Below are 16,396 nucleotides of genomic sequence, written 5' to 3'. Positions count from 1 at the left end.
TTACTCAATGATTTTAGCGACTACACCGGCACCCACTGTGCGGCCACCTTCACGAATCGCAAAACGCAATCCTTCATCCATAGCAATGGGGGAATGCAGGCTAACTGTCATTTGAACATTATCACCTGGCATTACCATTTCTATACCTGCAGGTAATTCACAAGAACCTGTCACATCAGTTGTTCTAAAGTAAAATTGTGGACGGTATCCATTAAAAAATGGCGTATGACGACCACCTTCATCTTTTGACAGAACATAGACTTCTGCTTCAAATTTGGTATGAGGCTTAATCGTTCCTGGTTTAGCCAATACCTGACCCCGCTCAACCTCATCACGCTTCGTTCCACGCAAAAGAACTCCAACGTTATCTCCGGCTCGTCCTTCGTCCAGAAGCTTACGGAACATCTCTACACCAGTACAGGTCGTCTTCTGGGTATCGCGGATACCAACAATCTCAACCTCTTCACCAACTTTGACTATCCCGCTTTCAACACGGCCAGTTACTACCGTTCCACGACCAGAAATCGAAAATACATCTTCAATCGGCAATAAAAAGCTCTTGTCAATATTTCGAACCGGCTCAGGAATATAACTGTCCATCGTCTCAACCAGTTTCTCTATCGCGCCAACCCCTATCTCACTCGTATCGCCTTCCAGCGCCTTCAGAGCCGAACCAACAACAATAGGAATGTCGTCACCAGGAAATTCATAGCTGCTCAGCAAGTCGCGAACTTCCATCTCAACCAGTTCCAGCAACTCCGGATCATCAACCATGTCCGCTTTATTTAAAAACACAACAATAAACGGAACACCTACCTGGCGGGACAACAAAATGTGCTCCCGCGTTTGAGGCATAGGGCCGTCCGCCGCTGATACAACCAATATCGCCCCATCCATCTGCGCCGCACCAGTAATCATGTTCTTTACATAGTCCGCGTGACCTGGACAGTCAACGTGCGCATAATGACGGTTCGCTGATTCATATTCAACGTGCGCCGTCGATATCGTAATCCCACGCTCACGCTCTTCTGGTGCCGCATCAATCTGATCGTATGCCTTCGCCGTACCACCAAATTTCTTTGCCATAATCGTTGTAATCGCTGCCGTCAGCGTGGTCTTACCATGGTCTACGTGACCTATCGTACCCACATTCACATGCGGCTTCTTACGCTCAAACTTTTCCTTCGCCATTTCAATACCTCATTAACTTTATTGTTTCTTAATAATTGCTTCAGCAATGTTTGTGGGCGCTTCTGCGTATTTAGCAAACTCCATAGAGTATGTTGCACGACCCTGAGTAGCAGAACGAAGGTCTGTCGCGTAGCCAAACATTTCAGCAAGAGGAACTTCTGCCCGAACTATTTTTCCAGCAGGTGAATCGTCCATCCCTTGAACCATACCTCTCCTACGATTGAGGTCACCCATTACGTCCCCCATATATTCTTCAGGGGTAACAACCTCAACGCTCATTATAGGCTCAAGTAAGACAGGCTTGGCTTTCAACGCACCTTGCTTGAAGCACTGAGAACCAGCAATCTTAAATGCCATCTCGCTTGAATCAACCTCATGGTATGATCCATCAAATAAGGTTACTTTGATATCAACTACGGGGTAGCCAGCGAGAACACCATTTTGCAATTGCTCTTGTACACCTTTATCAACCGCTGGGATATATTCTTTTGGGATAACACCACCAACGATAGCATTGACAAACTCATAACCAGCACCTGGCTCTTGAGGTTCAATCTTCAACCAAACATGACCATATTGACCACGCCCACCTGATTGACGAACAAATTTACCCTCTTGCTCTACTGGCATGCGAATTGTTTCTCGATAGGCAACCTGTGGCTTACCAACATTTGCCTCAACGTTAAACTCACGCTTCATTCGATCGACAATGATTTCCAAATGAAGCTCACCCATACCCTGGATAATCGTTTGTCCCGATTCTTCATCGGTGTGAACACGGAAAGACGGATCTTCCTGAGCCAACTTACCCAATGCAATTGACATCTTTTCCTGGTCTGCCTTTGTCTTGGGTTCTACTGCAACAGCAATTACTGGATCGGGAAAATCCATACGCTCTAATGTTACCACACGGTCAACATCACACAGGGTATCTCCTGTAGTGATTGTTTTTAAACCAACAGCCGCTGCGATATCACCTGCCCTAACTTCTTTAATTTCCTCGCGGGAATTTGCATGCATCTGCAACAGGCGACCTATGCGTTCCTTTTTACCTTTCACTGGATTATATACGGTATCGCCGCTTTTGAGCACACCGGAATAAACACGGAAATAGGTTAAGGTTCCTACAAATGGATCCGTGGCAATTTTGAATGCCAAAGCAGAAAATGGCTCGTCGTATGACGTTTTACGATGAACTTCATCGCCTGACTCATCTGTACCACGAATAGCCGGGATATCAATTGGGGAAGGAAGATATTCAACAACCCCATCAAGAACAGCCTGGACGCCTTTGTTCTTAAAGGCAGAGCCACAAAATACCGGAACAATCTCATTGTTAATGGTACGGCTGCGTAAAGCATCCTTGATTTCTTGTTCAGTAATCTCCTCACCTTCAAGATATTTTTCCATCAGCTCTTCAGATGCTTCAGCAGCAGCCTCAACTATCTTCGCGCGATATTCTTCGCACTGGGCCAGCATGTCTGCTGGAATTTCACCGTATTCAAACTGCATCCCCTTGGATTCTTCATCCCAGTGGATTGATTTCATTTTAATAAGGTCAATCACCCCTTTGAACGTATCTTCAGCACCGATTGGCAATTGGACAACAACCGGGTTTGCTCCCAGACGCTGTTTGATTTGGCCAACCACTCTTAAGAAATTAGCGCCCATTCGGTCCATTTTATTGACAAAAACAATACGGGGTACGCCATATTTATCCGCTTGACGCCATACAGTCTCTGATTGCGGCTCAACACCTGCGACTGAGTCAAACACCACCACAGCACCATCAAGCACGCGCAAGGAACGCTCAACTTCAATCATGAAGTCGACGTGACCTGGGGTATCAATAATATTGATACGATGACGAGCGAACTTGCCATCCATCCCCGCCCAATGGCAAGTAGTTGCTGCCGAGGTAATAGTAATACCACGCTCCTGCTCCTGAACCATCCAGTCCATTGTTGCAGCACCGTCATGTACCTCACCAATTTTATGCGACATACCCGTATAAAATAGCACGCGCTCGGTAGTAGTTGTTTTCCCGGCATCAACGTGTGCGGCAATGCCGATATTTCTATATTGGGCCAGTGGAGTTGACACGACTCACCTCTCCTTTAATTCCATCTAAAATGAGCAAAGGCCTGGTTGGCTTTTGCCATCTTATGAGTATCTTCGCGCTTTTTAACTGCAGAACCTTTGTTTTCAAAGGCGTCCATCAACTCTCCTGCAAGACGCAGCATCATTCCCTTCTCACCACGTGAGCGAGCCGCCTGAACAATCCAGCGCATACCCAAGGCAATACTTCTATCAGTACGCACCTCTACAGGCACCTGATAAGTCGCACCACCAACACGGCGTGATCTAACCTCTACACTGGGACGCACGTTATCAAGCGCCTGTTCAAAATAACGAAGAACTCCGCTTGAACCTGTTCCGCCTTGCTCACCGCTTTCATCATCGGCTTTTTTGGATTTTTTAACACGCTCTTGCATTAAATCCAGCGCACCATAAATCACTTTTTCAGCGATGGATTTTTTACCACTAATCATGAGCACGTTGATGAACTTGGCAAGCAACTCACTATGGTGCTTTGGATCAGGCAAAATCTCGCGTTTGGGGACTTCTCTTCTTCTTGGCATGTCTAGTTCCTACAATCAATTATTTCTTGTCTTTTGGTTTCTTTGTACCGTACTTAGAACGACCTTGCTTACGATCGTTTACTCCGGAGGTATCCAGGCTACCACGAACGGTATGATAGCGCACACCCGGCAAATCTTTTACCCGGCCCCCACGAATTAACACTACAGAGTGTTCCTGCAAATTGTGGCCTTCACCACCAATATACGAGCTAACCTCAAAACCATTAGTCAAACGAACACGAGCAACCTTACGCATAGCTGAGTTAGGCTTTTTAGGTGTTGTTGTATAAACACGAGTACAAACACCTCGTCGTTGTGGACAGGATTCCAATGCGGGGACGTTACTTTTCTTTTTAGCATCCACACGAGGCTTTCTTACTAACTGATTAATAGTAGCCATTTATTCTTAACTCCGAACTTTTCATTTATATATTTCGAATGCATAAGGAGGCCGGATTCTATATAGGTCTGACGGGTTTGTCAAGTTCAAACCCGTCAGCTTTAGATCCGTATCAATGCTCATGATGATCAGCATTAAGTGCTTCACTTAATGCATGCTCAACATCACTAGCAGTCACCGTATGCGTACCTTGCTCAGTACCTGCAGCTTTTGCCCGTTTTGCCTTGCGGCTTTGATGATATGCGTACCCTGTTCCAGCCGGAATCAATCGACCAACCATCACGTTTTCTTTTAAACCACGCAACTCATCAGTTTTTCCGCTAACGGCCGCTTCGGTCAGAACACGGGTCGTCTCCTGGAAAGAAGCTGCAGAAATAAAGGACTCTGTTGCCAATGAAGCTTTGGTAATACCAAGTAAAATTGGCGTACCTTGCGCAGCTTGCTTCCCTTCAGCAGCGAGCCTGTCATTTTCCTGCAACATCAGGCTTTCTTCAACTTGCTCACCCACTAAAAATTTTGAATCCCCTGCAGAGGTTATTATGCGTTTACGCAGCATTTGCCGCACAATAACTTCAATATGCTTATCATTAATTTTCACACCTTGCAGACGGTATACATCCTGGACTTCATTAACAATATAATTTGCTAAAGCCCCCACACCAAGCAAACGTAAAATATCATGAGGATTAAGCGGACCATCAGCAATAACCTCACCGCGCTCCACATGTTCGCCTTCAAATACAGAGATATGACGCCATTTAGGAATTAACTCCTCATAAGCATGATCCTCGGATGCAGTAATTATTAAACGTCGCTTACCTTTCGTTTCCTTGCCAAAGTTTACCAGACCTGAAATTTCCGCCATAACCGCGGCATCCTTTGGTTTTCTGGCTTCAAACAGATCAGCCACGCGTGGCAATCCTCCGGTGATATCACGCGTTTTAGAGCGTTCTTGTGGGATACGTGCTATAACATCACCGATTCCTACAGCGCTTCCGTCTTCAAAGTTAATGATGGCATCAACTGGCAAATAGTATTGGGCAGGAACATTGGTTCCAGCCAAATAAATCTCTTCACCGCTATCAGACACGAGTTTAACCATCGGGCGCATGTCTTTGCCTGCGGAACTGCGTTGTTTTGCATCGGTAACTACAATGTTGCTTAGGCCTGTCAATTCATCTGTCTGACGGTTCATAGTCAAGCCTTCGATCAAATCAACAAACTTCAACCGTCCGCTCACCTCAGAAATAACGGGGTGTGTATGAGGGTCCCAGGTAGCGATTACCTGGCCTGCTTCAACAGCCATATTGTCGTGGACAGTTAACACCGCACCGTAAGGCAGCTTGTAACGTTCACGTTCACGACCAAAATCATCGACAATAGAGACTTCTCCAGAACGGGAAACAGCAACCAGATTACTGTTTTCATGCGTTACAGTCTTAATGTTATGCAGGCGAATAATACCCTTATTCTTGATTTGAATATTATTAGCGGCAGTTGCCCTTGATGCAGCACCTCCAATATGGAAGGTACGCATGGTCAGCTGCGTTCCTGGCTCACCAATTGATTGCGCTGCGATAATACCGACCGCTTCGCCTGTGTTTGCCAGGTGGCCACGTGCCAGATCACGACCATAACATTTTGAACAAAGACCAAATCTTGTTTCACAGGTTATCGGTGAGCGCACCAGAACCTGATCGACACCACATTTTTCAAGTTTTTCCACCCAATCTTCATCCAGAAGCGTGCCTGCCTTAACAATAGGCTCTGCCTGATTAGGTATATAAACGTCAACAGCAGCCACCCGGCCAAGAACACGTTCATGCAGAGGCTCGACAATGTCTCCTCCTTCAATAAGAGGCTGCATTAATACGCCATGCTCAGTGCCACAATCATCTTCAGTAATCACCACATCCTGGGCTACATCAACCAGTCGACGGGTCAGGTAACCTGAGTTAGCTGTCTTTAATGCCGTATCAGCCAGACCTTTCCGCGCGCCGTGAGTAGAAATAAAGTATTGGAATACATTCAAGCCTTCACGGAAGTTTGCCGTAATCGGTGTTTCAATAATTGAGCCGTCTGGAGCAGCCATCAATCCACGCATTCCAGCCAACTGTCTGATCTGGGCAGCAGAACCCCGCGCACCGGAGTCAGCCATCATGAAAATTGGGTTAAACGATTCCTGGCGTACAGTTTTACCATCACGAGTAATAGCCTCTTCGGTCGCTATCTTCGCCATCATCGATTTCGCAACCATTTCGTTGGTGCGAGACCAGATATCAATTACCTTGTTGTATCGCTCGCCATTGGTTACCAGACCTGAACGGAATTGTGATTCAATTTCCCGTACTTCATTATCTGCCTGCTCAATAATGGAAGCCTTGTCATCTGGAATTTCCATGTCCTCAATACCGATTGAGGCACCGGCACGTGTAGCATACTTAAATCCGGTGTACATCAACTGATCGGCAAAGATAACCGTTTCTTTTAAGCCAAACCGACGGTAACAAGTATCAAGAACCCTGGAAATTGCCTTCTTGGTCATTGCCCTGTTAATCAAAGAAAACGACATTCCTTTTGGCAAAATTTCCGAAAGAATTGCCCGTCCAACAGTCGTCTCAACCAGATGATTGCCCTCAGCATCTTCACGGGGCATCCTGATTTTAACCTTGGCATGAATATCAACGTAGCCTGCTTCGTAGAAATTTTGTGCTTCCTGGGCACTTGCAAAAATTTTGCCTTCCCCTTGGGCGTTCAACCGCTCACGCGTCAGATAGTAGAGTCCAAGTACCACGTCCTGGCTGGGAACAATAATAGGTTCACCATTTGCCGGCGATAAAATATTGTTTGTTGACATCATCAGCGAACGTGCTTCTAATTGCGCTTCCAGTGTCAAAGGCACGTGAACTGCCATCTGGTCACCGTCAAAGTCAGCATTATAGGCTGTACAGACTAAAGGATGAAGTTGAATGGCCTTACCTTCAATAAGGACGGGTTCAAAAGCCTGAATACCCAGTCTGTGCAGTGTTGGCGCACGGTTGAGAAGAATAGGATGCTCACGGATAACATCATCCAGAATATCCCAAACTACCGGCTCTTCGCGTTCAACCATTTTTTTAGCTGCTTTGATTGTGGTTGCCAATCCTCTGAATTCCAGTTTGCTAAAAATAAACGGCTTAAATAATTCTAATGCCATTTTCTTGGGCAAGCCGCATTGATGCAAGCGTAAGGTCGGACCAACTACAATCACTGAGCGGCCGGAATAATCGACACGCTTACCGAGAAGATTTTGTCTGAAGCGGCCTTGCTTCCCTTTAATCATATCTGCCAAGGATTTTAATGGGCGCTTGTTTGTACCAGTAATAGCTCGACCACGGCGACCATTATCAAGCAAGGCATCCACTGACTCTTGTAACATGCGTTTTTCATTACGTACAATGATGTCGGGAGCATTGAGATCAAGTAATCTTTTTAAGCGATTATTACGGTTAATAACGCGTCGATAAAGATCATTGAGATCAGATGTAGCAAAGCGGCCACCATCCAAAGGCACCAAAGGACGTAAATCAGGAGGAAGAACAGGCAACACATCCATGATCATCCATTCTGGCTTATTGCCGGACTCATGGAATGCCTCAAGCAGTTTCAGTCGCTTGGTAATCTTTTTAATCTTCGTTTCTGAATTGGTCGTCGGTAATTCTTCACGCAGGGCGCTAATTTCTTCTTCCAGGTCTATCTGGCGCAATAAATCACGAATTGCTTCAGCACCCATTCGAGCGTCAAACTCATCACCATATTGTTCCATAGCATCAAGATAAGCTTCATCATTAAGCAATTGTCCTCGCTCAAGCTCAGTCATGCCCGGCTCAACAACAACGAATGCTTCAAAATAAAGTACGCGTTCGATGTCCCTTAACGTCATATCCAGCAATAAACCAATACGGGAGGGCAAGGACTTGAGGAACCATATGTGAGCAACAGGACTGGCGAGCTCAATATGCCCCATACGTTCACGACGTACTTTTGCCAGAGCCAGTTCAACTCCGCACTTTTCACAGATAACGCCTCGATGTTTAAGACGCTTATATTTGCCGCATAAGCATTCATAATCTTTCACGGGGCCAAATATTTTGGCACAAAATAACCCATCGCGCTCAGGTTTGTATGTCCGGTAATTAATGGTCTCAGGCTTTCTAACTTCGCCATATGACCATGAACGAATTTTATCAGGTGAAGCAAGCGCAATCTTAATTGCATCGAATTCTTCACTTTGACCTTGCTGCTTGAGGATGCCAAGCAAATCACTCATCACAGGTGGTTTTCTCATTAGTTCGGGATTAGCCAAGTCTATGCCTCCAAAAAAATTTGTATGAAATCATCGCTGAATACTTAGGTTGTTGGCATTTAAGAACGGAGTCAACTGTTTTTGACCCAGTTCCTAAAAATGCCAGTAAACCCTTAATCATGTTCCAGTTCGATATCAATGCCCAAAGCCCTGATTTCTTTCAGTAATACATTGAAAGATTCAGGCATACCAGGATCCATGCGATGGTCACCATCGACTATGTTTTTATATATCTTGGTACGGCCTCCAACATCATCCGATTTAACCGTTAACATTTCCTGCAATGTATAAGCAGCACCATAAGCTTCCAGCGCCCATACTTCCATTTCTCCGAAACGTTGGCCACCAAACTGTGCCTTGCCTCCGAGAGGTTGCTGGGTTACCAGACTATATGAGCCTGTTGAACGAGCATGCATCTTATCATCAACTAAATGATTCAGTTTAAGCATATACATGTAGCCAACAGTTACTGGATTATCAAACTCCTTTCCTGTTCTGCCGTCATACAGTATGGTTTTACCATCAGAGCGCAATCCGGCCAATTCAAGCATGGCCTTTATCTCTCGTTCACTTGCACCATCAAAAACAGGAGTAGCCATTGGCACACCCGCTCTGAGATTGTTCGCCAAAAGCATCAGCTCATTATCATCCAAGTCAGCCAATCGAACACGTTGTTGCTCATCATGATTGTAAATTTTATCCAGGTAAGCCCTTATCTCAGCTACATTACGCTTACTGTCAATAAGATCGGCAATCCTTTGACCCAACCCTTTTGCAGCAAGCCCAAGGTGAGTTTCCAGAACCTGTCCAATATTCATACGCGAGGGAACACCTAATGGATTCAACACGATATCTACCGCTGTACCATCCGCCATATGAGGCATATCCTCGACTGGAACAACAATGGAAATAACCCCTTTATTACCATGACGACCAGCCATCTTATCACCTGGCTGAATTCGGCGCTTAACTGCAAGATACACTTTGACAATTTTCAATACGCCAGGCGCCAAGTCATCGCCTTGAACAATTTTTTTACGGCTGTCATTAAAGCGTTTTTCCATTTCTTTACCTAACAATTCCATTTGCTTGGAAAGTTGCTCTAATTGCTGACTGACAGCATCATCATTAACCCGGACATCAAACCATTTTTCCCTGCCAATCTTATCCATATAGTCTGCAGTAATCTTGGCACCAGATTTTATGCTGCCAGGACCACCAGTTGCCGATCTATCCAGCAGCAAATTATATACACGATGGTAGATATCTTCCTCACGGATACGACGTTCGTCAATTAAATCTTTACGGACGCGTGCCAGATGTTCTTCCTCGATGCTTTTCGCACGCTCATCCTTCTCCAGGCCGTCACGCGTAAATATTTGCACATCAATTACTGTACCACTCATACCTGATGGAACACGGAGAGAAGAGTCTTTAACATCAGAGGCCTTTTCACCGAAAATAGCCCGCAGTAGTTTTTCTTCAGGCGTCAACTGGGTTTCACCTTTCGGGGTAACTTTTCCTACCAAAATGTCGCCTGCACTAACTTCAGCACCGATATAAACAACACCGGACTCATCAAGACTTGCTAACGCTGATTCGCCAACATTAGGAATATCAGAAGTAATTTCTTCTGTACCAAGCTTAGTGTCTCTGGCAATACAGGTTAACTCTTCAATATGAATGGTAGTAAATCTGTCTTCCTGAACAATGCGCTCAGAAATAAGGATAGAATCCTCAAAGTTATAACCATTCCAAGGCATGAAAGCGACCAGCAGGTTCTGCCCCAAAGCTAGTTCACCCATATCAGTACAGGGACCATCAGCGAGAATATCACCACGCCGGATACGATCACCTGTTGACACAATAGGACGTTGATTGATGCAAGTATCCTGATTTGATCGGAAATACTTCGTCAGGTTATAAATATCAACACCTGCTTCACCGGCTGTTGTTTCATCGTCATTGACTCGGACAACAATACGGGAGGCGTCAACTAAATCAATCACGCCTCCTCGTTTGGCAACCACTGAAACGCCAGAATCAGAGGCCACCGTACGTTCCATTCCTGTTCCCACCAAAGGCTTCTCAGAGCGAAGTGTTGGAACAGCCTGCCGCTGCATGTTTGACCCCATCAAGGCACGGTTAGCGTCATCATGTTCAAGGAAGGGAATTAATGAGGCTGCAACCGAAACAATTTGCTTAGGCGAAACATCCATATAGTTAATTTTATCAGGCGTTGTCAAAGAAAATTCATTCTGATGCCTGCAAGGTACGAGATCAGCAAGAATATTGCCCTGCTCGTCTACTTCTACACTTGATTGAGCGATGTATTGATCAACTTCTTCAATCGCTGAAAGGTATTCAATCTCATCTGTCACCCGGCCATTAATCACCTTACGGCAAGGCGTTTCAATGAAACCATAGTCATTAGTCCTTGCATAAACAGATAATGAATTGATCAAACCAATATTTGGTCCCTCTGGCGTTTCAATAGGACAAACCCGACCATAATGGGTAGTGTGAACGTCACGAACTTCAAAACCTGCACGTTCTCGAGTTAAACCGCCAGGTCCCAACGCTGAAACACGCCGCTTATGGGTAACACCTGACAATGGGTTAACCTGATCCATAAATTGGGACAATTGGCTGGAACCAAAAAACTCTTTCACCGCAGCAGATACAGGCTTGGCATTGATTAAATCTTGCGGCATCAGGTTCTCAGACTCAACCAGACTTAAACGCTCTTTTACTGCCCGCTCAACTCTTACCAAGCCGACTCGAAACTGATTCTCAGCCATTTCACCGACACTTCTTACTCGTCGGTTGCCTAAATGATCAATATCATCAACCATGCCAATGCCGTTACGAATATCAATGAGCGTCTTAATAACGGCAAGGATATCTTCCTTGGTTAATGTACCAGAACCGGTATCTTCTTTTCTGCCTACGCGACGATTAAATTTCATGCGACCAACAGCAGAAAGGTCATAACGCTCTTCAACAAAAAACAGGTTTTTAAATAAAGCTTCAGCCGCTTCCTTAGTAGGAGGTTCTCCAGGACGCATCATACGATAAATTTCAACCAGCGCCTCTAACTGACTTGCTGTCGGATCAATTTTTAATGTATCCGAAATATAAGAACCATGGTCAAGATCGTTAGTATAAATCATTTCAAAATTGAGGATGCCATTGTCAGCAAGCTGATCAAGTAAATCAGCAGTTACTTCCTCATTTGCTTGTGCAAGCATTTCACCTGTTTCAGTGTTGATAACGTGTTTCGCAAGCACCTTGCCAATTAAGTAATCTCGAGGAACTACCAGATCCTCCATGTTACTTTTTTCCATTAGCTTAATATGACGGGCAGTGATACGTCGGCCCTGCTCAACGATTAATTCCCCTGTTTCAGGGACAGCAATATCAAAAGAAGCAATCTCACCCCTTAATCTTGAAGGAATAAGATTAATATGAAACTCACCGTTGCGCAGCTGGCAAACTGTCGTTTCAAAAAATTCGGCTAATATGTCTTCAGTTTCATAGCCTAGTGCTCGCAGCAGAATGGTTATAGGCAATTTACGCCGTCTATCAATACGTACAAATACACAGTCTTTTGGATCAAATTCAAAATCAAGCCATGAACCACGATAAGGTATAATGCGAGCTGAATATAATAATTTCCCGGAAGAATGGGTCTTACCGCGATCATGTTCAAAAATAACACCTGGTGAACGGTGTAACTGGGAAACCACAACGCGCTCTGTACCATTTACTACAAAGGTGCCTACATCGGTCATTAAGGGAATCTCACCCATAAACACGTCTTGTTCACGAATATCTTTAATTGGCTTTTTATCACCGGGAGCGTCCTTATCAAGAACAATCAAGCGAATTTTGACGCGAAGCGGCGCGGAGTATGTCAAACCGCGTAATTTGCAATCACGCACATCAAATGCCGGTTCGCCTAACTTATAGCTAACATATTCAAGACTTGCATTTCCGGAAAAACTTTCAATAGGAAAAACGGATGAGAAGGCTGCGTGTAGCCCGGTTTTCTGTTGTCCATTTGCCTTAAAATCAGCTTCCAGAAAATCTCTATAAGACTTTAGCTGAATTTCAAGCAGATTAGGAATCTCCATTTTATCTGCCTGTTTACCAAAGCTTTTGCGAAATCGTTTTTTCTCAGCATGGGAGTATTGATGAGGGCTAGTTTCTGCAATTGCCATGGTGTTTCCTCTGTAAAATTATTGATATCATCAAACACACAAACCCAGCCATGAAATCATGGCCGGGTTCTGAAATTTAGAAGTAACGGTATTACTTAACTTCGACAGATGCGCCAGCTTCTTCAAGCTTTTTCTTGATTTCAGCAGCATCATCTTTAGATACACCTTCTTTAACTGTTGAAGGCGCACCTTCTACCAAGTCTTTAGCTTCTTTCAAGCCTAAACCGGTAATTTCGCGAACAGTTTTAATAACACCTACTTTGTTTGAGCCAAAGCTTGTCATCACGACATCAAACTCAGTTTTCTCTTCAGCAACAGCGGCGCCGGCAGCAGGTGCTGCGACAGCAACAGCAGCGGCAGCAGCAGAAACATTGAATTTCTCTTCCATCGCTTCAATCAGTTCTACTACTTCCATTACAGTCATATTAGAGATTGTCTCAAGAATCTCATTTTTTGATACAGCCATTTCTAGCTCCTAAGTTAAAAATTATAAAGATTATGTGGTTTATTGCTGTTTTTTGTCTTTGATTGCAGCCACCGTTCTCACTAATTTGGCGTGCGGCTCTGCAAGAGTACGGACAAATTTTTCAACAGGCGCTTTCATCACATACATTAATTTAGCCAATGCCTCATCACGAGTCGGTAAGCTAGCCACTGCATCAAGTTGTTCAGGACTATAAACCTTACCACTGACTGCTAATGCTTTGATTTCAAGCTTGTCAAATGTTTTAACGAACTCCTTTAACATTCTTGCCGCATCACTCGGAGCTTCGAGAGACAGAGCAACAAATAAAGGACCAACTAACATATCATTCAGACAAGCAAACTCAGTGCCTTCAAAAGCTCTACGAGTCAGTGTGTTTCGCACTACCCGTAAATAAACACCTGCTTTACGTGCCTCGTTACGTAGTTGGGTCATTTGGTTTACTGTTAAACCACGATAATCAGCAACGACTGCCGAAATAGCCTTAGAAGCAACTGCAGTCACTTCCTCTACAACGGCTTTCTTTGCAGCTAATGTCAATGTCACGTTACTGACCTCCTAAGTTGTGCAAACCCTAATGGATTTGACAGTTATGGTGGCCGTCTCAGAGAAATCTCAGAGCCGGTTCACCGTCTGCGCAGGAAGATTAAGCCCTAAAGCACCTGCGGTCTTCGACGGCATCGAACCATGTCTATGCCGTGAAAGCGATTAAAAGGGCGTTATATGTTACACAGGTATTGTTGCAATATCAATAGGCAACCCTGGCCCCATTGTTGTTGACAACGATATCTTCTTTAAATACACACCTTTAGATGAAGCAGGTTTTGCTTTTTTCAAATCATTCAGCAGTGCAGCAACGTTCTCAAGCAAATCTTCAGCGGAAAATTCAATCTTACCAACTGAACAATGAATAATTCCATTCTTATCGGTTCTATAACGAACCTGACCTGCTTTTGCATCTGTCACAGCTGCTTCAACATTCATTGTCACAGTGCCAACTTTAGGGTTAGGCATCAATCCACGGGGACCAAGAATCTGTCCTAATTGCCCGACGATACGCATTGCATCCGGTGTTGCAATTACCACATCGAAATTCATTTCTCCTGCTTTAATCTGTTCAGCCAAATCCTCAAAGCCAACTAAATCAGCACCTGCATTTTTTGCTTTTGCAGCATTATCCCCTTGAGCAAAGACAGCCACCCGGACAGTTTTTCCAGTGCCTTTGGGCAAGTTGGTTGAAGAACGTACCACCTGATCAGACTTGCGAGGATCAACACCAAGATTAACGCTAATGTCTACACTCTCTAAAAAATTTTTACTCGCGAACTCCTTGAGAATAGATATTGCCTCTACAGCAGGGTAGAGATAATTAGGCTTAATCTTTTCGCGAATCTGTTGTTGTTTCTTACTATTAGCCATGGTAACCCCTTATTCTAAACCTTCAATCTCTATACCCATGCTTCGCGCAGTTCCCGCAATACTTTGAACTGCAGCGGCCAAATTAGCTGCTGTCAGATCTGGCTGCTTTATTTTAGCAATTTCTTCGAGCTGAGAGCGATTAAGTTTAGCAACTTTTTTCGTATTGGGAGTTCCACTGCCACTTTGAATACCAGCTGCTCTTTTTAAGAGAGTAGAAGCCGGAGGGGTTTTGGTTACAAATGTAAAACTACGATCTGAATAGACAGTAATTACTACAGGGGTAATTAATCCTGGTTCAATATTTTGTGTCGCCGCATTAAAAGCTTTGCAAAATTCCATGATATTTACACCACGTTGACCTAAAGCAGGACCAACCGGTGGACTTGGATTTGCTTTACCAGCGGGAATCTGTAACTTAATGTATGCATCTACTTTTTTAGCCATTGTTACTCCTTATGGGTATAACGTCAATTCGCTCAGATTTATAAGTGAACTACTATGACTTCCCGATTAACAAAAAATAATCAGGTTTTTTCTACCTGACTAAATTCCAACTCAACAGGCGTTGAACGGCCAAATATAAGAACAGCCACTCTTAAGCGACTTTTCTCGTAATTAACTTCTTCAACCACACCATTGAAATCTACAAAAGGTCCTTCTTTCACTCGAACCACTTCACCGGGTTCGAATAGAATCTTGGGCCTCGGTTTACTAACGCCCTCCTCAACTCGTTGCATAATTGCCCTGGCTTCTTTGTCGGTGATTGGTGTTGGCGTTTGACTTGTACCGCCAATAAAGCCCAAAACACGAGGAATAGCGCGAATCATATGCCAGGTCTCATCATCCATCACCATATGCACCAATACATAGCCCGGGAAAAATTTACGTGTACTTTTCCGTTTCTGGCCGGCACGCATTTCCACAACTTCTTCGGATGGAACAACTACCTCACCTATTTTATTTTGCAGCTGATGACGCTCTGTTCGTGATTTAATTTCACGCATCACAAGGTTTTCATAACCTGAGTAGGCATGAACCACATACCATTGCTTCGTTTTATGCTCTTCCACCGTATCTTCAACCTAAGTGTGTTAATTTAGCGATTACCCACATCATTCCAGAATCTATCCCCCAAAGGATAAATCCTGCTGCCGCAACCATAATCATAACAATCGACGTGGTTTGAATGGTTTCCTGACGAGTAGGCCAAACCACCTTTTGCAATTCTATTTTAGAATCCTTTGCAAAACCAAATACTTCCTGTCCTTTAGATGTAAAAAAACCCAACAAGGCCACCAACACAAGCCAACCAATCCAGACAATTGCTTTTATGGGAGATGAAAAATCATAATAATAAGTTCCCATAAAAGCAAAAATTGTGACTAGCAGAATGCCAATCCACAATACCATTTCTTTAAAGTTACTTTTAGAATTATTTGATTTTTTCATAGTTATCTAGTAGTTGGCAGGCCAGGAGGGAATCGAACCCCCAACCTGCGGTTTTGGAGACCGCCGCTCTGCCAATTGAGCTACTGGCCTAATTTTAGCACTGAATGAGTGTGAAGCTTTGCTTCACACTCTTATCAACTTACTTCTTACTCAATGATTTTAGCGACTACACCGGCACCCACTGTGCGGCCACCTTCACGAATCGCAAAACGCAATCCTTCATCCATAGCAATGGGGGAATGC

General features: G+C 44.3%; 13 protein-coding genes and 1 tRNA gene. All 14 read right to left on the bottom strand.

Annotated elements, in window-relative coordinates; genetic code table 11:
- On the bottom strand, positions 1-1,191 hold the full coding sequence (gene tuf, locus E1O65_RS11695; protein WP_133133780.1) for an elongation factor Tu: 1,191 nt from the start codon (positions 1,189-1,191) through the stop codon (positions 1-3).
- 18 nt (positions 1,192-1,209) lie between these two features.
- Positions 1,210-3,294: an elongation factor G gene (fusA, locus tag E1O65_RS11690; RefSeq protein ID WP_133133779.1), complete on the bottom strand. Its 2,085-nt coding sequence runs from the start codon at positions 3,292-3,294 to the stop codon at positions 1,210-1,212.
- Between the two features lie 14 nt (positions 3,295-3,308).
- Positions 3,309-3,833: a 30S ribosomal protein S7 gene (gene rpsG / locus E1O65_RS11685; protein ID WP_133133778.1), complete on the bottom strand. Its 525-nt coding sequence runs from the start codon at positions 3,831-3,833 to the stop codon at positions 3,309-3,311.
- Positions 3,834-3,852: 19 nt separating this feature from the next.
- On the bottom strand, positions 3,853-4,233 hold the full coding sequence (rpsL, locus tag E1O65_RS11680; RefSeq protein ID WP_058505253.1) for a 30S ribosomal protein S12: 381 nt from the start codon (positions 4,231-4,233) through the stop codon (positions 3,853-3,855).
- A 112-nt stretch (positions 4,234-4,345) separates the two neighbouring features.
- The gene (rpoC, locus tag E1O65_RS11675; RefSeq protein WP_133133781.1) at positions 4,346-8,542 is read right to left on the bottom strand and encodes a DNA-directed RNA polymerase subunit beta'; all 4,197 of its coding nucleotides are present in this window, start codon (positions 8,540-8,542) and stop codon (positions 4,346-4,348) included.
- Positions 8,543-8,691: 149 nt separating this feature from the next.
- Positions 8,692-12,801 (bottom strand): DNA-directed RNA polymerase subunit beta, encoded by a 4,110-nt coding sequence (gene rpoB, locus E1O65_RS11670; RefSeq protein ID WP_133133777.1) that lies wholly within the window; start codon positions 12,799-12,801, stop codon positions 8,692-8,694.
- A 91-nt stretch (positions 12,802-12,892) separates the two neighbouring features.
- Positions 12,893-13,267, bottom strand: a complete 375-nt coding sequence (rplL, locus tag E1O65_RS11665; RefSeq protein ID WP_133133776.1) for a 50S ribosomal protein L7/L12 — start codon at positions 13,265-13,267, stop codon at positions 12,893-12,895.
- Between the two features lie 39 nt (positions 13,268-13,306).
- On the bottom strand, positions 13,307-13,831 hold the full coding sequence (gene rplJ, locus E1O65_RS11660; protein ID WP_133133775.1) for a 50S ribosomal protein L10: 525 nt from the start codon (positions 13,829-13,831) through the stop codon (positions 13,307-13,309).
- Positions 13,832-14,011: 180 nt separating this feature from the next.
- Entirely contained in the window at positions 14,012-14,704 is a 693-nt protein-coding gene (gene rplA, locus E1O65_RS11655; RefSeq protein ID WP_133133774.1) for a 50S ribosomal protein L1, read from the bottom strand.
- 9 nt (positions 14,705-14,713) lie between these two features.
- Positions 14,714-15,148 carry a 50S ribosomal protein L11 gene (gene rplK / locus E1O65_RS11650; protein ID WP_133133773.1) on the bottom strand — a complete coding sequence of 145 codons (435 nt, stop codon included), beginning with the start codon at positions 15,146-15,148 and terminating at the stop codon, positions 14,714-14,716.
- Positions 15,149-15,228: 80 nt separating this feature from the next.
- Entirely contained in the window at positions 15,229-15,774 is a 546-nt protein-coding gene (gene nusG, locus E1O65_RS11645) for a transcription termination/antitermination protein NusG (protein WP_133133772.1), read from the bottom strand.
- 7 nt (positions 15,775-15,781) lie between these two features.
- Complete coding sequence (gene secE / locus E1O65_RS11640) at positions 15,782-16,153, bottom strand: preprotein translocase subunit SecE (protein WP_133133771.1); 372 nt, start codon at positions 16,151-16,153, stop codon at positions 15,782-15,784.
- A 14-nt stretch (positions 16,154-16,167) separates the two neighbouring features.
- Positions 16,168-16,243, bottom strand: a tRNA-Trp gene (locus E1O65_RS11635).
- Positions 16,244-16,299: 56 nt separating this feature from the next.
- Positions 16,300-16,396: hypothetical protein (locus tag E1O65_RS11630; protein WP_207384247.1), on the bottom strand; the 97-nt coding region annotated here is incomplete at its 5' end.

The organism is Legionella sp. W10-070 (genome assembly GCF_900640175.1).
Lineage (GTDB): Bacteria > Pseudomonadota > Gammaproteobacteria > Legionellales > Legionellaceae > Tatlockia.
The sequence above is the reverse complement of the archived record's forward strand: the minus strand, read 5'-3'. Positions and strand labels throughout refer to the sequence as shown.